This window comes from Vibrio cincinnatiensis (assembly GCF_022113815.1).
Lineage (GTDB): Bacteria > Pseudomonadota > Gammaproteobacteria > Enterobacterales > Vibrionaceae > Vibrio > Vibrio cincinnatiensis_A.
Window position 1 is genome coordinate 251,307 of sequence record NZ_SGOM01000003.1, and the last position, 19,045, is coordinate 270,351.

Genomic DNA, 19,045 nt, shown 5'->3' on the forward strand with positions numbered 1-19,045 from the left:
AATTAAGAATCTGTACTCTTCATTTTGTTCATATCATCAGCCCCGATCACTTTATAAGCTCGGTGGATCAAGACAACGGCAAAAGCCAACACACCGAAACTGATCACAATCGCGGTTAAGATCAAAGCTTGAGGTAAGGGGTCTGCTATCTCGGTCGGCGGTATGTTCATTCCTTCAGGAATCAACGGCGGCGCGCCCCGAACTAAACCGCCTCCCGTAAAAATCAGAAGGTTTGCAGCATTAGATAAAATCATCAACCCAATCACTAATTTAACAATACTACGCCTTAGCATCATAAATAGTGCAGCGGCGTACAAGCCGCCAATCACAAAAGCAAATAAAGTGGTCATAATTAATCCTCCACTTCAGCTAAAGTAAGGAGTAAAGTCGTGACCATACCGATCACCACCAGATAAACCCCAATATCAAACACAAGCGGGGTGCTAAGCTTTAACTCTCCAATCCCAGGAAGGTAAACTCTCCACCAAACACTGGTCAAAAATTGGCTTCCAGATTTAATTACCCCCACGGCCCCACTTAACATCGCGATTAATAATCCAGCCCCCATAAGTTGAGCACTATCGACGCCTATCAAATGGCGAGTCTGCATCGGATTAAATGCAAATAGGTGTAAAGCAAAAGCACTCGAAGCGACTAAACCAGCAATAAACCCCCCACCCGGTTCATTGTGCCCACGCAGCAGTAAAAAAATAGAGAACAGCAGCAGCATCGGTAATAAAAAACGGGCGGCAACTTGTAAAATTAATGCTGAATTCGTCTTCATGGTTTATCCTTGTCCAATTTAATCATCGCGGTGACTCCTATCGCGGCAAGCGCGAGAACAAAGATTTCCCCTAAGGTATCCAGAGCTCGATAATCCACTAAGATCACATTGACAATGTTGCGCCCTTTCGCGATCACATAGCTATTTTCAATCAAGTAATCACTAATACGTTCAGGCTCTGCAAAGTGCGTAACTGTCATCACAAGTAGTGTCATCATGCCGCCAAAAATGATGGCAACCAAGGCATCACGCCACCGAACATCCGAACTGGATAAACGTTGAAATCTTGGTAGCTTAAATAAAACAAACACCAATAAGATTACCGTTAATGTCTCAATCAATACCTGAGTAATGGCCAAATCAGGAGCGCTGAAAAATACATAAATCAATGCCATACAAAAGCCTAATGCGCCAATCGCCGCTACCGCGCCCAATCTCTGCTCAGTGATACAGGCATAACCCACCACCGCGATAATGATCCCTGAAATCAACAGTTCATACACTTCAACGCCAGAAAAATCTAATGAGCCATACCAACCAACCTTGCTACCGATTGCATAGCTCACTAAAACAATAGTGGTAATAAAGATCGTTAGGATGTAATTGGACAAATAACCATTTTGCAGCTTCGCCGTGATCCATTTCGAAAAAGAAACTAAACCCTCCATAAACTGCTCATATCCCTTTTCTGGGCCGTAATTAAGTAGGGCTTTTGCCCACGAGAACTTAACGGCTAACTTATCCCAATATTTAAAGAGCAAATAGCCAAGCGTAAAAGCAAGGAAGCTCATTAGCAGAGGAAGGTTAAACCCATGCCACAGAGATAAAGAGATCGGATCGATCGAATACCCGATCACCGCAGAAGCGGAAGCGTCAATCAAAGGAGAAACCAACGAAGGGATTAAACCAAACATGAGCCCTAGAGTGGCAAGCAATGAGAAACCCAATCGCATTGCAAAAGGAGCTTCATGTGGTGATTTTGGCGTTGCCACTTCAATTCCCCAAAATGGTTTAATCGCCACCAACCCAGCACAAGCAACAAAACAGATCGAAGAAATAACACCAACCAATAAAAGAAGATTCTGCCATGGGCTCATTAATAACCCAGTAAGCATTGACTCTTTAGCAATAAAACCCAATACAGGTGGGATGCCTGCTAAGGCTAATGCGGCAAGAGACATAAAGATTGCTGTTTGTGGCATAGCACGCCTTAAACCACCTAACTGACGAATATCCTTGGTTCCTGTTTCATGGTCAACGGTTCCCGCAGCCATAAAGAGTGCTCCCTTGTACAGAGCATGAGCCAATAGAAAAACCATCGCAGCGACTAGGGCCGCTTCTCCACCAATCCCAATCAACAGTATCAAAGTCCCTAGAGAGGCGATCGTGGTATAAGCCAAAATACGTTTCAGATCAGTACTGGTCACCGCCATTACCGACCCCACCAACATAGTCAAAGCTCCCGCGACAACCAAAAGTAAGGTCCAAGTAGTATCCCCTGCCATCGCTGGCTGCAAACGTGCTAATAAATACACGCCCGCTTTTACCATTGTGGCCGAGTGAAGAAATGAACTGACCGGTGTGGGAGCCGCCATAGCATTGGGCAACCAAAAATGAAAAGGAATTTGCGCAGATTTTGTAAACGCCCCAAGCAAAATTAGCAACATCATAGGAAGAAAGTACGGGTGTTGCTGAATTTGGCTCCCTTGGCTTATGATCTGATCGAATTGATAGCTACCCGCTATCTGCCCAAGCAATACAATCCCCGCCATCAGCGCTAAACCACCACCAACGGTAACAAATAAGCCTTGCAATGCCGATTTACGGGACTTTTCTTGCTCATGATAAAAACCAATCAGCATATACGAGGTAATACTGGTTAACTCCCAGAATACAAACATCGCCATTAGGTTATTGGTTAAAACCACCCCGAGCATCGAGCCCATAAAGGCGCATAAATACATCACCAGCTTATGCTGATCAGGGTGCCCGGCAAGGTAACTGCCCGTATACACAATCACCAGCGTACCAATACCGCTAACGAGTAGTGCAAACAATAAACTTAATCCATCGAGTCTTAAATCAAGAGAAATATCGAGAGAAGGAATCCAGTCATAGTGAAAAAAAAGAGGATCCCCTTGTGAAATGGGGGCAATAAACCCTAAAAAATACACAAATAAAGCAGCAGGAAGAAGCGCAACCCACCATACGGCTCGTTCTCCTTGCTGATGGTACAGCCATGGAACCAAAAAAGCCGCGATAAACCCTGACATTAATGCTAATAGCATTCAATGACCTCCAATCCTTAAAGCCGTATTGAACACTCAACTCAACAACGCTTTTTATCCTAGTCTGAGTGGCTAAATTTCAACCTCAATGGTATTTACCTTTTGAGCCTACCATGGTTAATACTGATATATAAACAACTTAGCTAAAGAATAGTGCACTCTGCATAAAAGAAGAAAGTATAAAACCTAGTTTCATACTTTCTTCTTCATAGAACGTTAGCTTAATCTATCTATGCCATCACACACCAGAGCACCGCAATGACTTGAAACACTCTGCTTTCGTTATGTGGCACATTAGACCTGCTATTTTTCAGCTTTAGCAAATACAGACGGAACCTCTAATGTGACTTTCTTCGGTAATGTCGCCCGTAGCATCATGTAACCAGCCAATGCTGCCGTCGTAGACCCCATAAGAATACCTAAACGTGCGTAGTTATCTAATGAAACATAGGCACTACCAAAGGCGAGCGAAGAGATAAAGATCGACATAGTAAAACCAATGCCACACAAAACAGAAACGGAAAAAATATGTCTGATATCAATCCCTTCTGGTAGCTTAGTCATTCCCAGTTTTACGGAAATCCAACTAAAGGTGAAAATACCCAATGGTTTACCCACAAAAAGACCCAGTGCAACTCCCAATGGTAAAGTAGACGTCAGTCCAGACATTGAAATACCGGTGAGTGAAATCCCCGCATTCGCCAGTGCAAATAATGGCAGAATTAAAAAGGTTGACCAAGGATGAAGCACATGTTCCAAATGCTTCAGAGGTGAGTGGTTAGCTTTTTTCCCTTTTAATGGAATCGCAAAACCCACAATAACCCCAGCTAATGTTGCATGAATACCTGATTGTAGGACAGCAAACCACAAGATAGCTCCCACAACTAAATAAGGGGTCAGTTTTGTCACTTGATAGCGATTAAGCAGATAAAGCCCACCAGCGGCTACCACACTAATCGCTAATGCGACCATGGATAAATCACTGGTATAAAAGAGCGCAATGATCACTATGACACCAAGATCATCAATAATAGCCAACGCTAATAAGAAAGCTTTTAAACTGACAGGGACACGGTTACCCAGCAACGCCATAATCCCTAAAGCAAAAGCGATATCCGTGGCAGCTGGAATCGCCCAGCCTTGGCTCGCTGTGGGATCCGATGAGTTAAACAACGTATAAACCAGTGCAGGCGCCAGCATTCCACCCAGTGCAGCAATCGCGGGGAATAATGCTTGTTCTTTCGTTTTTAACGAACCATCAATCAACTCACGTTTAACTTCTAAGCCAATCAGTAAGAAAAAGATAGCCATCATGCCATCATTGACCCAATGAGAAACCGACATACCCAAAACATTGGCATGTAATGCATGTTGGTAGAAATCATTCAGTGGAGAGTTAGCAATCAACATGGCCATAATGGCCGCAATAACAAGCAGAATTCCGCCAGCCGCTTCCGACTTTAAAAAACTACGAAACAGATGAATCATGGTGATATCGTCCTTAATTATTATGCTAATAAACGATGAAGTAACCTAAGTGACGTCAAAATGAGGGATTAATACCGTCACTATGGGAAAAAGAAGATAGGGGGAGTTTACTCAGACAACGTTCGCTTTAAAAATCGCTTGTAATGAACTAATAACTCGGAATAACCGAACATTGAAAGCATAATGTACGTAAATTCCGTCATTTAGAATAGTTTAAATGCACCTAGATGCATATGAGTTGTATTTTAGAGGAAAAAACCATCAGCTATAAAAGAAGTGGTGAGAGCGATGCAAGATCGCTCCACACTCACAATCAAGTGTTAAGGGAAAAGCGTCGAACTCACTTTCATTATTGAGACTATTGAGCGAGTCAACATTACTCACACAAAAAGTCTAATAGCCCGTGAGCTGCATAAACCCACGCGCTTGATGAGAACCTGTTGCATGAATAGGCCCCTCCCAATAAGGCAGCGCAAAAGAGAGCCATAGATTGGGGTTTAAAGCCTGTGTAGTGAGATGAATATTTTGGCTTGCCACTGAAAGACGCCACTGTAGCGGTAACGTTTTATCCCCCACAATATGGCGAGTTGTTAGCGGCGAAATATCGATGTCAGCATCCGATAAGACGAGCGTTTTTCCGTCTCGTGTTGCCAAGGTTCCATAGGAATAAGGGGCTTGGTTCCTATACCGATGGCGAATCACCGTCAAAGTGCTGTGATTATCGAGGTGAAGAACAAGCCAATCCCACCCTTGCTGATCTTCCTCAAGCAATCCACTGCCCCACTCTTTACTCACCCATGCCTCCCCTTCTACAGGAACGGCATCAGCCTCAGGATCTAATTGAAGTATCCCTTTTACTGAAATAAACGGAGCATAAATAGAATAAGAAGCAACTGAGGCCTTCTCATCCCGACGTTGATATCCATTATGTCCCGGCAAAACATAAGGGCCTTTGGCCATCATCTGCAATGACACCGCAAAAGTATCCGTGTCTATTCTTAACTGGCTGGGAAGAGGGCCTGAGCTAAGAGAGCGCCAACGCCAGTTATCAATCCATAAGCGAAACGGTTTCTGTGTCATATCCGCTTGCCCTATCCCACCACGGGCAATCCGCTGCTCTTTCCATACTTGATGGGCACTAGAGATAACAACATGAGAGAGAAATAGTTGTGAATTTTGCCATCCACTCTCTTGCCGATCATCGTTAGCCACGCGGAAATAATTCCACTGCACACCATACTCTTGTCCTTGTGCATCCCGAACATTAGCAAAAACATGCCACCACTCATGTTGATATTCCGGATGAATGGCAAAATCATGCGGTAAACGCACAGGGTTATCTGGAGAAACCAGCGCAAAACGTTGATCTTCATTCGACAAAAGCAAACGACTTGATTCACGTTCTAATGATGAGTCCGTAACATTAACAAATTGATGATAAACACTGTAAATAACCGCCCCAAACAGAGTAGTGACAAGCAAAAATAAAGGTAATGCTCTACGCATGATGACTTTTTTCATACGGCATCCCTCAATGATTTCATTGCCGTTTGACGCACCAAACGAATAACCGGAAGCGCACCTGAAACAATCAAAGCCAGCATAGACAGGCCTCCCGTTTTAGCATAAGCAGAAGGCACCATTTGTAATTCAATCGTCCAGCCAAAAGCTTCACGTATCACCACATCCACCACTAATTTCGCTAATGCTAGGCCTAATGGTAATGCAATCAATAATGATATGATGCCAAAAACAAACAGCTGCAAAGCCCCTATAATGACCAGTTCTTTGCCTGATACTCCAAGACACCGCAATAAGGAAACATGCCGTTGACGAGAAACCTCTCCCGCTAACGTGGCGAAGAAAATACCGCATATTGCAATAAACAGCGTGATATTGCCTAAACTATCGGCAATCGCAAAAGTTCGGTCGAAAACGCGCATTGCTTGTTTATGCAAGCTGCTATTATCAAACATTCGCTCTGAATCCAGTCTAAAAATGCTATCTAATCGATTGATTAACACTTCCGCATTGCCCTGTTTATTTTTGAGTATTACACCTAAAGAAACATTGCCACTATTAGATAAACCTTCGAGCCAGTTTTTATGCGACATTAACACCTGATGATAAGGGTTACCATAATCATAATACACCCCAACGACGAGCCAACTTTGCCCCAATGGCATCGACAGATCTAAGTAATCACCGGGACGAATATCCAGCCTTAAAGCCATCGATTCACTGATCATCACACTACGAGAATGATGTAATTGATACCAATAATTAGGGACACCTAATTTAACCGTGAGTGATTGCAATTCACCCTCAGACGATCCGGTACTAACGACTTGGATCGTCCCTTTATCACTCATTAGATCTTTTTCCCACCGATGCCATACTGTTTGTACTTCTGGCTGCAGGTTTAACCAGTGCGTCATTCTTGCTGCGGAACTGTTGGTTGGATAAAGGTAGAGATCAGCGGCTAAACGTTGAGTCAGCCAAGTATCCGTCGTGTGCCTAAAGCTGCCAATCATCGTTTCCACACCTATATTAGCGGTCATGGCTAACATAAAGGCCATGGTTGCAACACCTCGATAACTCATACTGGCGGCGGCATCAGCAAAAAACCAACGGACTTTAACCCAACGTAATGTATAAGAGAAGCTGATAAACAATTTCCAGACTAGGTAAGGGGTCAGCAAAGCGACCCCTAATAACATAAGCCCAATAATGACGAAGCCCGATGCTTGGCTTTTAGGTGCTTGATAAACAGCAATGGCAGCGACCACCAAAGCACAAGCGACCAAAGCTTGTAAGGTAAATTCTGCGCCGGCAAAGCGTACGAGTGATAAACGCGTGGTGAGTCGAATAGGTTGAGACTTAAGTAAACGAATCAAAGGCCAAGTACACGAAATCAACGCAGCAACAATGGCCATCAGCAGGCTATAACTGCTCCATTTCCAACTCCAGCTAATAGAGAGGCCAACATGTGCATCATACAAGTTACTTAAGCTGGCAGAAACCGACGGCAGCAGTTGATTAGCAAGTAGCAATCCCAACCCATTACCGCATAGCCAGCTAAAAAGGATCAAGCCGATTAATTCAATCGCTAACGCTTGAGCTAATTGCCAACCAGAAACGCCCGTTTGTCGTAACACTCCGACCAAAGGCTGCCGCTGAATGAACGAAAGAGACATCGCTTGATAAAAAATGAACATTCCGACTAAAAAAGACAACATACCTAAAGCCGTTAAATTCATATGAAAAGCATGAGTCAGAGCTTCAAGATCGGAATGAGAAGTGCGAGCTAATACCATTCCATTGGGTAAGCTCTGTTTGAGTTTTTCTAACTTACTATCTGGCATATCAGCACAAGCGATAACGGAAAGGCCTGCACTTTTACGCAATGTTCTGACTAAAGAAAGGTCAGCGATGACCCGAGTACCATTGATTAAATCGTGCCGATCAACCGATATTGGACCCAAGGTGGTGTCATCCTCTAACTGAATAAAGTCTCCATCCTGCCATTTCTGTATTGCCGCAAAGTCTTGACTGACAAGCACCGGATAGGGAGCTCGCATCAAAGAAAGCGTCACCATTTCAGGCAATGAGCGATCGCTGTTAACAGGCAACATTGCCACTGTATCAATGCCCAGTAAGGTAATATCGACCCCATTTTTTGTCGTTAGCCGGTAGTTATCAAAGGGAACACATTGCTGAAAGCCTTCTCGACGAAGCTGCACATAAAAACCTTGGGGGATTTTATTAGCAATGTGTTTGGGCCGAATACGGTAAGGCAGAGGGTTTAAGAAAAGTTTCTCACCATGTTGATAACTTTGCTGTGCATGTTGGTTAATCGCGGTGACGCCCACCAACAAAGAAACGCTCAGTGTTAAACCAAGCCAGACTAAAAAAATTTGCAGCGGATAACGCCGATAGTGCCCGAGTAGCGCTTTAACTACGGGCCATAACATGAAGTAGCCCTCCTTGTAGGCGAATACAGCCTTCCATATGCTGTGCCACTTTTTCACTGTGGGTGACCAGTAATAAAGTGCAATCTAATTGGCGAGTTAAGCTGGTCAATAAACGCATCACCGCTTCAGCATTACGCTCATCTAAGCTTCCTGTCGGTTCATCAGCCAATAACAGGGTCGGTTCCATATATAAAGCGCGAGCAATAGCAGCACGTTGCTGCTGACCACCGGAGACTTCTTCTGGGTAACGCCCCAACAGAGGCATTAAGTCTAGTGATGAGAGAATTTGTCGCAGTAAGCGTTGATCTTCAGGTAGCCCTTTTAACTGGCGACAAAAACGGATGTTATCAGCAACATTAAGTGTTGGAAGCAAGTTAAACTGTTGAAAAATATGACCGATATTATTACGACGGAACGCCGTTCGCTTGTGTTCAGACGAGCTATGCATCGCAAAGCCTGGAAACCAAATTTCGCCAGAATCAGCACTATCTAGCCCAGCAATCAGATTTAATAGGGTACTTTTTCCAGAGCCACTTTCCCCCATCAACGCGAGTTGATCACCTCGATTTAACGTCAACTCTGCACCTTGTAACACAGGGTGGAACTCATCACCATCCACGTAACCTTTGCACAGGTCTGTCAGTTGTAACATTAAATCACTCACCGTTGCTTAAAAACAGGACTGAGAATCTACACTAAATCCCTTCCAGTAGGAAGTTTTTTGGATTCCAGATCACAGAGTATGAATTCAATTGCATTTTACCCGCGGCATGGGTCTAATTTTCAATCAAATTACGCATCCACTTCCTGCTAAACATCCGCCACATTGAACCTCCCCATTTAATGAACTCTTCCAGTAAAAACAGTAAATAAATCCATTCAGGTTTGATGTTGAAATAGATTGCTGCCAATGCCGTGAGGGGAATTCCTATCACCCATTGAGCCAACACATCTTGAGCCAGACAAAATTTAACATCCCCACCCGCTCGGAGTACTCCAACAATCACCGTCATCGGCACAGATCGAAGAACAATACCAAGACTCAAAATCATGATGAATTTTTCGGCTAACTGCCGAGTCTCTTCGGTTAATGCACTAAACGCATTCAAAATAGGAATTTGGATAATAAAAAGAGCAATAGCAACCACAATACCCGCGATAAAACTTAAAATCGTCACCCCTATTGCTTGGTAATAAACAGCATCATACTGCTTTGCTCCCAACTGGTTACCCACCAAAACGGCAGCCGCATTCGACATACCAATCAGCAAGCTCAACGAGATCGATTCTACTGGCGTCATCACCGACAAAGCAGCTAATCCTTGTACTCCACTTTGTCCCATAATCGCATGGTAAACAAACAAGCCGCCAGCCCAAGTTAAAAAGTTGAATGTCGTGGGTAAAGAGAGTTTCAAAAAACGGACAATGGGCTTCCACACCATCACAGCTTTAATATCATCCCATCCAAAAGCCAGAAGGTGCTTTTTACTATAAAGATAGCCATACAAGCAGCCCACTTCGATCGCTCCACTCAATACAGTAGCGATGGCCGCCCCTTCAATACCCAAAGCGGGAAAACCCAGTTTGCCAAAAATGAGTACCCAGTTAAAAATCACATTGGTCACAATACCAATGCCACTGAAAAAGGTGCTAACTCCTGGCTTATGCATCGCACGCAGTCCGACTGCCATACTGCTTACACAGGCAACCGCTAACATACTCAATGAGGTAATTATCAGATATTGGCTACCCAACTCATTGACTTGCAACGAGTCTGTCGTTAATCCCATGATCTGGCTAGGAAGCAATAAAAATAGAGCGACAGTAAATAGTGCAAAGAACATGGAAATCAACCAAGTCAGAGCGGTACTTTCCCGAACGCCTTGCTTATTGGCTGCTCCCCAATATTGGGCGGTTAATAACGCGCCTCCGGTGGTAACGCCCACCAACATAATGGTAGTCACAAAGGTAGCTCTAGCAGCGACACCCACGGCGGCAATTTCAGCTTCACCCAGCTGACCGAGCATCAGCACATCCACTAAGCCTCGACTCGAAAACATGATACTTTGCAAACTGATCGGTAAAGCAATGGCGATCAAGCGGCGCAAAAAATCCCCTTTGGTGTAATATATTACTTGAGAAATGGCAGACAACGGATCACCTCTGTAGTAAGAGTTTGATAAAAAGCATCATAGGTATTCTCGCCACGCTTTATCAGCAAAGCGGTCACTGGTTTCGTAGCGTAAATAGCGCTGGATATGTCATCAAATAGCGGGAGAATTATACGCACCCATACAAATTCACACTAGCCTATATAAAGGAATAACCATGAAAAATGTCTTAGTGTTAGGAGCATCAGGCTATGTTGGATCACAATTAGTACCACTTTTGCTGAGCAAAGGTTACATCGTCACTGCAACGGCGCGGCAAGTCGAGGAACTATCCGCTCGCATTCCCGCTCATCCTCAGCTCACCATTACGTACCTCGATCTCGCGGACCGAGCTAAAACAGGCCAATTAATTAACGATTTTGACTTAGTCTATTTTCTTGTTCATGGTATGGCTCAAGGTGGTGATTTTGTTGATTATGAACTTTCGCTTGCGGAGAATGTTTGCCTAGCATTAGACCAAAGCCAAGTTCAACATGTGATTTATCTCAGTGCGTTACAACCCATTGTCGGGCATTCCGAACATTTATTAGCAAGGCAGAAAACCGGGGAAATTCTACGCCAAAGTCGAGTCCCTATCACGGAATTGCGTGCTGGCGTTATCATCGGTCCGGGATCCGCCGCTTTTGAGATCATGCGGGATTTTGTCTATAACTTACCCATTTTAATTACCCCAAAATGGGTAGACTCCAAAGCCAACCCAATTGCACTCCATAACCTCAACTATTATTTGTTAAAACTGGCTAAAGAAATGCCTCTAACTCACCAACAGTTCGAAGCGGGTGGCCCAGATATTCTCAGTTACCGAGAGCAATTTCGCATTATTTGCCAATTAGCGAATAAACCTTTTCGACTCTGGTCAACTCGTTTACTCACCCCTCGTATGGCATCCTACTGGCTTGGACTTATCACCTCCGTACCCGCTAATATTGGACGCGCACTACTCGATGGATTAGCGCATGACTATGTCGCCAAAGCTGGTGAGCTACATCAGCGCTACCCTCAGCCGATGATCACCTATAAGCAAGCAGTAAAAAGTACCATCGAGCAAGAAGGAAAATTTATCCGCAGTAATGTGTGGGGGTTTGATCCCGGAGCAATGCAACGTTGGCAGCCCGGTTTTGGGTTCTATCCGAAAAAGACGGGAGCCACGATAACGACAGAGGCAACCAGAGAGCAACTTTGGCATGTCATAAAAATGATCGGAAGTCGTCAACAAGGGTATTTTTTTGCGAATGCTTTATGGCGCACCCGAGAATGGTTAGATGTATTATTCGGGGCCAGCCGCCCAATTCGCCGTCGTCCACAAGGGCCTGAGTTACAAGTTGGCGATTTTATTGATTCTTGGAAAGTCATTCGCTGTGAATCAAGTCAGTTTTTATCTTTACTGTTTGGTATGAAAGGGCCGGGGCTAGGCCGACTTGAATTTATGATTAAAGAACAAGAAGATAAACGAATATTGACCGTCACCGCTTGGTGGCACCCGCAAGGGTTTCTTGGATTGCTTTATTGGTTTGTTATGATGCCCGCCCATTTATTTATTTTCAAAGGCATGGTGCGGGCAATCGTGCGAAAAGCAAAAAAGAAAGCGAATGCTTAAGGTAATGTCAGTAGATCTTCATTTAAGATAATCAAGGCTTCGCTTGGAAAGATAATGGGATTTCGGCCAACTGAGTGCCTTGATTGTCAGGGAAAATAAGATATTCACCATGGTATTTCACATTTGATTTATAGTCAGTGCGTTTATGTAGCATAAACCCTGCTGCAAACGCTTTTTCAATAAATCCGGCATGATGCCCACGAACAAACCAACTCATAGGTTTCACCAACCGTTCCCCATCAAAACAAGATTCACACTGTGTCGCACACAACGCTAAGGAATTTTGTCCATCAGTAAAGAGCTGTACCTTCCCACAATCAACCAAAGGTTCAGACGTTGACACTTCCCATCCCGCTTGCTCCATCTCATCCAAAAAGGATTCAATTTTTTTATCCGTCAACGTGTTATCCGCTTGATCATGAAAAAAGTGTTGATAATAAGCCGCAATACGCTGAAACAGCGGTAATAGCCCTGCTTGATTGCCCTTTGAACGTCCTGCTTTTTGCCAAGCGGTTAAGTCATTCCCCACACAACGATGAAAACGTTGATTTTTTAATGATTTAGATACCCAATGTACCAAGAAATGGTTATTCGCTACCGGAGCATCCACCAATTTTCCAGAGGCATGTTCTTGTGCCAATTCTTGCAGCGCACTATTCACTACATGTTGAATTTCTAAATGATAACTCGACATTATGCTTTTCTTCCGAATATCCAATAAAAACCGGCAGACAACACAGAGCACGCCGCCATCATAAAAATCATCGGCCACGCGACACCGCTCGGCATCGCCGCCACAATGGCCCCAATCACCGAGCCGGTACCAAAACGTAATGTTCCTGCTAATGAAGAAGCGGTTCCAGCCATTCGTGGATAACCACTCAACAATAAGCCCATGGCATTACTACCGATGGTAGAAATAGTACCAACAAACAGTACAACAAAAGGTACCGTGCCCCATAGCCCCCAATCCAACCCCCAGCCGATCAACAAGCCACAGCCAGCCATCAGTTGGATAAATAATCCAAAACGTAACATGGCATGAGAACCGACCTTTTTCACGATTCGACCATTCAAGCTGGTCATGGCGATCATCGCAACAATATTGAGTCCAAATAGATAACCAAATTCATTGGGTGTCACACCATATAAATCAATGTAAACGAAAGAACCCGCCGTTAAAAAGGCAAACATACCAGCAAAAGAGAATGCCCCAGCAAAGATAAGCCCCATCGCCTGACCACTGCGACAAAGTTGAAAGTAGTTGCGTAAGGTATTTCCGAACCGTAATGGCTGACGATTCTCAATGGCTAACGTTTCAGGGATCATCCACGTCACCATCGCCATCACGATCATCGCAAAAATTGCCAATACCCAAAAAATTGAGCGCCAGCCAAACCAAATGGCAAGATGCCCCCCAATCATTGGAGCGACCAATGGTGCTAATGTCACAACCAAAGTAACAAACGACATCGCTCGAGCAAAATCTTCACGGTCAAACATATCTCGCACCACCGCTTGGATAACCACCGCCGCCGCTGCACCTGCAAACCCTTGCGCCGCTCGAATATAAGTTAAGGCTTCAATGCCATGAGTGGTCGCGCTCACGACCGAAGCGACCGCAAATAAAAAGACGCCCACCAGCATCACGGGGCGTCGCCCATAACTATCAGCCAGCGGTCCATGCAGTAATTGCCCGATCGCAAACCCCGCGGTATAAGCTGTTAAGGTTATTTGGACTGCACCCGCGCTGGTTCCAAGATCCTTAGCGATCGACGGCATAGCAGGCAAATACATATCAATAGCTAACGGTGTTAATGCCCCTATTGCACCAAGCACCACAAATAATAAAAAGCCAATATTTGCCGCATTAGGCGTGGGGGACGCATGTTTGGAAGTCATAACTCTCCAGAGTGGTCATAATAATTAAGCGGTAAAAATGCCTGCCATTCCATCAAGAATGACCATACATAACAGAAAGTGAGTCGGGTGTGGTTAACTAAAACTATTTCCACACGGAGGCAATTTCTTGTTCTGTTAACTGGCGGTACTCACCCAGTTTTAACGTTTCATCAAGCACAATTTTACCAACGCGTTCACGATGCAAACCAATCACTTTATTACCCAACGCGGCAAACATTCTTTTCACTTGGTGATATTTGCCTTCATGAATCGTGAGTAATACTTGTGTTTCATCGATAATCTCTAACTGAGCGGGACGTGTTAATTCACGTTCACTACGCAGCTCAATACCAAGAGCAAACTGCTCTGCATAATGTGGCTCAACCGGATCAGCAAGCCACACTCGGTAAGTTTTTTCGCAATGATGTTTAGGTGAAGTAATGCGATGTGACCATTGTCCGTCATCGGTGATTAACACCAACCCTGTTGTATCGGCATCTAATCGTCCAGCAAAATGTAAATCACGCAGGTTTGCTTCATCAAGCAGAACAAAAGCGGTTTGATTAAAGCTGTCTTCATGCGAACAAACATACCCTTTCGGTTTATGTAACATGATATAACGAGGCCCGGTTAAACCAATAGGACGGCCTTGCCATTCAACGCAAGTATCGCTCTTGACCTTAAAGGATCCACTTTTTTGTACGATGTCATCAACGGTTACTTCACCACTTTTCAATAGGCTGGTCGATTCTTTGCGTGTGGTGCCGAGCGCATCACACAGGAATTTATCTAAACGCATGAATACCTCATCTGTTCTAAGTCAGGTATTATACAAGCCTTGCTTAAAATAGTTGAACTATTTCACACAATTAATCTTTCGTTGTTATGTATACACTACGTCCTTACCAAGCGGATTCCGTCAAAGCCGTGATTCACTATTTTCGTCACCATTCCACACCAGCGGTGATCGTATTACCAACAGGTGCAGGAAAAAGCCTGGTCATCGCCGAACTCGCTCGCTTAGCAAAAGGGCGCGTGTTAGTTCTGGCGCATGTCAAAGAATTGGTTGAGCAAAATTACGCCAAATATGAAGGTTATGGGCTTACTGGAGGAATTTACTCCGCAGGATTAGGACGAAAGGACACCGAGCATTCCGTTGTTTTCGCCTCAGTTCAGTCTGTCGCACGTAATTTAACAGATTTCACTGATCAATTTTCGCTCCTCGTCATTGATGAGTGCCACCGAGTCCCGGATGATAAAAATAGCAGTTACCAAAAAGTTATTGCACACCTCTTATCCTTAAACCCAGGAATGAAAGTGCTTGGCTTAACGGCTACCCCTTATCGATTAGGCATGGGGTGGATATATCAATACCACACCCGAGGGTTAGTTCGCAGTGAAGAGCCCCGTTTTTTTCAAGATTGTATCTTTGAGCTGCCCATTCACTACTTGCTCGATGAAGGCTTTTTAACTCCCGCAAGGCTGATTGATGCCCCTGTACTCAGTTATGATTTTTCACAAATCAAGCCCACCAGTACAGGACGTTATAAGGAATCTGAACTCGATCTCGTCATTGAGCAGTCCAAGCGGGCCACCCCACAGATTATTGAACAAGTTATTAGGCTCGCAAAAGGAAAACGGGGAGTAATGATCTTTGCCGCCACCGTGCGCCACGCTCAAGAAATCCTCAGCTTATTGCCTTCTGAACAGGCAGCAATCGTGATCGGTGATACGACTTCACATGAGCGTGATTTGATTATTCAACGTTTCAAACAACAAGAAATCCTTTTTTTAGTCAATGTATCTGTACTCACTACAGGGTTTGATGCTCCTCATGTGGATCTTATCGCCATCTTACGTCCCACGGAATCGGTCAGTTTATATCAACAAATTATTGGTCGAGGCCTAAGGTTATCACCCGGAAAGACAGAGTGCCTGATTTTGGATTACGCAGGAAATCGCTATGACTTATACCAACCTGAAGTCGGTGATCCCAAACCGGACTCTAACAGTGAAATTATTACTATCCCCTGCCCAGCTTGTGGCTTTAATAACAACTTTTGGGGGAAATTAGATGAAAATGACTTTCTAATTGAACATTATGGACGCCGTTGCCAAGGTTATTTCGAGGATAAGGAAACCGGAGAACGAGAACATTGTGGCTATCGTTTTCGAGCTAAATATTGTTCAGAGTGTGGCGCAGATAATGATATTGCCGCACGAATTTGTCATGAATGTGGAGCCACACTGGTCGATCCGGATAAAAAATTAAAAGAAGCGCTCAATTTAAAAGATGCGTTAGTGTTTGAATGCTTGTCGATGGAACTCTCAGTTCATAAAGATAATCAAGGGAAAAACCACCTGAAAGTGACTTATCAGGGAGAAAATAATGCGTTAGTACATGAATTTTGGTCATTAACCACCATCAAACAGAAAACCACATTCAAACAACGTTTTGTTCGCCCCCATCTAGCTGATAAACATCGCCCGTTTACCGCAGCCACTCCCAGTAAAGTAGTTGAAAATCAACACCGGTTTCGCCCCCCGCAATTTGTTATCGCACGAAAAGAGGGTCGCTTTTGGCGTTTACGAGATAAAATTTTTGACGATGAGCTCACCCGTTAACATTAAAAGCTGCCGAACCCATACCAAGCACAGAGATTATCCCCTTACTTTCCCCCGATTTCAGATGATTTTTATTGCTCATCATCTCTATGAATGCTAGTATCCGCGCTCGTTTTGATGACAACGATTTTTTGTTTTTCAAAACAATACAACAGCACAAGGTCGCATTGTTGCTGTTATCCTTTTGTTTTTTACTAATTTTGAGAGTAAATACTATGAAATTCAATGCAGTAGTACGTACTGAGCTAGGTAAAGGTGCGAGCCGCCGCCTACGTCACGCTGGTCAATTCCCTGCTATCGTTTACGGTGGTGAAGCTGCGCCAGTTTCTATCGCTCTGAAACACGATGACGTTATCAACCAAATGGACAAGCCTGAGTTCTACGAAGGCATCATCCTAGTTATCGATGGCCAAGAAGTGAAAGTTAAGCCTCAAGACGTTCAACGTCACGTGTTCAAGCCAAAAGTTGAGCACATGGACTTCATCCGCATCTAATTCCCTACCAAGGAATTCGTTGGATAAAATCCAGCCTTTTGCATACATAAGATGACCCGGCCTTACCAACCGATCAATCTAAAAATTAGAACCCCCGATGCTACCAACATCGGGGGTTTGCCGTTTTATTTCACTGAATAACATCGTCCAAAAATTGATTTATGCCATTCCTCCAATCGTTAGCGCTTTCGGATCAAGGTATTTTTCTAATTCACTTCTGCTCAAGTTAGTTTCGATTTCGGCTACATCGATAATAGCTTTGCCCTCTTGGTAAGCTTTTTTCACGATTTCGGCAGCTTTCAGATAGCCAATCACAGGGCTTAATGCTGTCATCAAGACTGGGTTTTGGGCAAGAACCTTATCAATGTTGTCTTGCCGCACTTTAAACGGCTTAATTGCTTTATCTGCCAATGAAATGCATGAATTCGTCAGAAGATGAATCGATTCCAGTAAGTTATGAGCCATTACTGGTAACATGACATTAAGCTGAAAGTTACCCGACTGGCCCGCAATCGTAATGGTGGTATCATTACCTATGACCTGTACCGATGCCATTGCTACAGCTTCAGGAATCACGGGGTTTACTTTGCCAGGCATGATTGACGAGCCTGGTTGTAGAGCCTCTAACTCAATTTCCCCCAGTCCGGCAAGTGGGCCTGAATTCATCCAGCGCAAATCATTGGATATTTTAATCAAGGCAACCGCCAGTGTTTTTAATTGACCGGAAAGTGCAACAATTGCATCCTGACAGCTCAGGTTAAAATAGAAGTTATCACTAGGTTCAAATGATAAGCCACTTAACTGGCTTAAATTATGACAGAAATTTTCAGCAAAATTTAAGTGTGAATTGATCCCAGTTCCGACAGCGGTTCCCCCCTGCCCCAAGGCTCTTACCGATTCCAAAGCTGCGGTTATTGACAGGGAGGCATGATGTATTTGCGCTTCCCAGCCACTTAATTCTTGGTTGAAAGTGATGGGCATAGCATCCATTAAATGAGTTCTGCCAGTTTTGACAATCCCGTTAAGTTCCCGCTGTTTGTTTCTGAGTGTTTCTATTAAATGGGTTAATGCCGGAATTAAGCATTTTTCGATGGTCATAACCGCACTCACCTGAATGGAAGTGGGTATTACATCATTACTGCTTTGCCCCATATTGACATGATCGTTAGGGCTGACTTGTTCGTTTGATATTTGGCTTGCCAGTGTCGAAAGGACTTCATTGATATTCATATTGGTACTGGTACCTGAACCAGTTTGAAACACATCAATGGGGAATTGATCATGATATTGCCCATCAATAATAGATTGTGCGGCGCTAATGATTGCCTTTGCGATGTGATGATTTAATGTCCCTAATTGAGCGTTTGTCTCTGCCGCAGCCTGTTTGATATACGCTAATGCAACAATCAGATCTTTAGGCATCTTGTATTCACTAATTTTGAAGTTATCGACTGCTCTTTGTGTTTGAGCCTGATAGAGAACATCTAAAGGAACGTTGATTTCACCCATACTATCTTTTTCAATACGAAATGCCTGACTCATAAAAAATCCTTAGCTCTGTTTACTCAGTTTCTTCGCATGTGTAATAGTATAGCGCGCCCTCCTTTAAGTGACGCTTTTCTGGCAACCAGGCTCGGGTGATAAAACGATGGCGTTTATATATCAAAAACTACCGACATCAAACGTCACTATTTTAATCATGGCTATGCGCCTCTTTTAGAA

General features: G+C 44.0%; 15 protein-coding genes. 3 read left to right on the forward strand and 12 right to left on the reverse strand.

The features are described from left to right. Positions 1-2 precede the first annotated feature (2 nt). The 8 genes from EXA13_RS06130 to EXA13_RS06165 all read right to left on the reverse strand — a co-directional run bounded on the left by EXA13_RS06130 (position 3) and on the right by EXA13_RS06165 (position 10,687). On the reverse strand, positions 3-350 hold the full coding sequence (locus EXA13_RS06130; protein ID WP_238132394.1) for a Na+/H+ antiporter subunit C: 348 nt from the start codon (positions 348-350) through the stop codon (positions 3-5). Positions 351-352: 2 nt separating this feature from the next. Then, positions 353-784, reverse strand: a complete 432-nt coding sequence (locus tag EXA13_RS06135; RefSeq protein ID WP_238132395.1) for a Na+/H+ antiporter subunit B — start codon at positions 782-784, stop codon at positions 353-355. Then, a complete protein-coding gene (locus tag EXA13_RS06140; RefSeq protein ID WP_238132396.1) occupies positions 781-3,072 on the reverse strand; it encodes a putative monovalent cation/H+ antiporter subunit A in 2,292 nt (763 codons plus the stop codon). The genes EXA13_RS06135 and EXA13_RS06140 overlap by 4 nt, the downstream gene beginning before the upstream one ends. Positions 3,073-3,375: 303 nt before the next feature. Beyond that, positions 3,376-4,560, reverse strand: a complete 1,185-nt coding sequence (gene nhaA, locus EXA13_RS06145) for a Na+/H+ antiporter NhaA (protein WP_238132397.1) — start codon at positions 4,558-4,560, stop codon at positions 3,376-3,378. Between the two features lie 393 nt (positions 4,561-4,953). Then, complete coding sequence (locus EXA13_RS06150; RefSeq protein WP_238132398.1) at positions 4,954-6,081, reverse strand: lipocalin-like domain-containing protein; 1,128 nt, start codon at positions 6,079-6,081, stop codon at positions 4,954-4,956. Next, on the reverse strand, positions 6,078-8,534 hold the full coding sequence (locus tag EXA13_RS06155; RefSeq protein WP_238132399.1) for an ABC transporter permease: 2,457 nt from the start codon (positions 8,532-8,534) through the stop codon (positions 6,078-6,080). The genes EXA13_RS06150 and EXA13_RS06155 overlap by 4 nt, the downstream gene beginning before the upstream one ends. Further along, a complete protein-coding gene (locus EXA13_RS06160) occupies positions 8,515-9,186 on the reverse strand; it encodes an ABC transporter ATP-binding protein (protein WP_238132400.1) in 672 nt (223 codons plus the stop codon). Before EXA13_RS06160 ends, EXA13_RS06155 begins: the two co-directional genes overlap by 20 nt. A gap of 124 nt (positions 9,187-9,310) precedes the next feature. Beyond that, complete coding sequence (locus EXA13_RS06165; protein ID WP_238132401.1) at positions 9,311-10,687, reverse strand: MATE family efflux transporter; 1,377 nt, start codon at positions 10,685-10,687, stop codon at positions 9,311-9,313. 175 nt (positions 10,688-10,862) lie between these two features. On the opposite strand from EXA13_RS06165, the gene EXA13_RS06170 reads away from it, so the two are divergent. Continuing rightward, the gene (locus EXA13_RS06170) at positions 10,863-12,302 is read left to right on the forward strand and encodes a DUF2867 domain-containing protein (RefSeq protein WP_238132402.1); all 1,440 of its coding nucleotides are present in this window, start codon (positions 10,863-10,865) and stop codon (positions 12,300-12,302) included. 31 nt (positions 12,303-12,333) lie between these two features. Here EXA13_RS06170 and EXA13_RS06175 read toward each other — a convergent pair whose 3' ends face one another. The 3 genes from EXA13_RS06175 to rsuA all read right to left on the reverse strand — a co-directional run bounded on the left by EXA13_RS06175 (position 12,334) and on the right by rsuA (position 15,003). After that, complete coding sequence (locus EXA13_RS06175) at positions 12,334-12,996, reverse strand: DUF2913 family protein (protein ID WP_238132403.1); 663 nt, start codon at positions 12,994-12,996, stop codon at positions 12,334-12,336. Beyond that, the gene (locus EXA13_RS06180; RefSeq protein ID WP_238132404.1) at positions 12,996-14,204 is read right to left on the reverse strand and encodes a Bcr/CflA family multidrug efflux MFS transporter; all 1,209 of its coding nucleotides are present in this window, start codon (positions 14,202-14,204) and stop codon (positions 12,996-12,998) included. The genes EXA13_RS06175 and EXA13_RS06180 overlap by 1 nt, the downstream gene beginning before the upstream one ends. Before the next feature lie 103 nt (positions 14,205-14,307). Beyond that, positions 14,308-15,003: a 16S rRNA pseudouridine(516) synthase RsuA gene (rsuA, locus tag EXA13_RS06185; protein ID WP_238132405.1), complete on the reverse strand. Its 696-nt coding sequence runs from the start codon at positions 15,001-15,003 to the stop codon at positions 14,308-14,310. A gap of 86 nt (positions 15,004-15,089) precedes the next feature. Here rsuA and EXA13_RS06190 point away from each other — a divergent pair, with 86 nt between their 5' ends. Then, entirely contained in the window at positions 15,090-16,829 is a 1,740-nt protein-coding gene (locus EXA13_RS06190; protein ID WP_238132406.1) for a DEAD/DEAH box helicase, read from the forward strand. Between the two features lie 215 nt (positions 16,830-17,044). After that, on the forward strand, positions 17,045-17,323 hold the full coding sequence (gene rplY, locus EXA13_RS06195) for a 50S ribosomal protein L25 (protein WP_078925213.1): 279 nt from the start codon (positions 17,045-17,047) through the stop codon (positions 17,321-17,323). Positions 17,324-17,482: 159 nt separating this feature from the next. Here rplY and EXA13_RS06200 read toward each other — a convergent pair whose 3' ends face one another. Next, entirely contained in the window at positions 17,483-18,865 is a 1,383-nt protein-coding gene (locus EXA13_RS06200; RefSeq protein ID WP_238132407.1) for a class II fumarate hydratase, read from the reverse strand. Between the last annotated feature and the right edge of the window lie 180 nt (positions 18,866-19,045).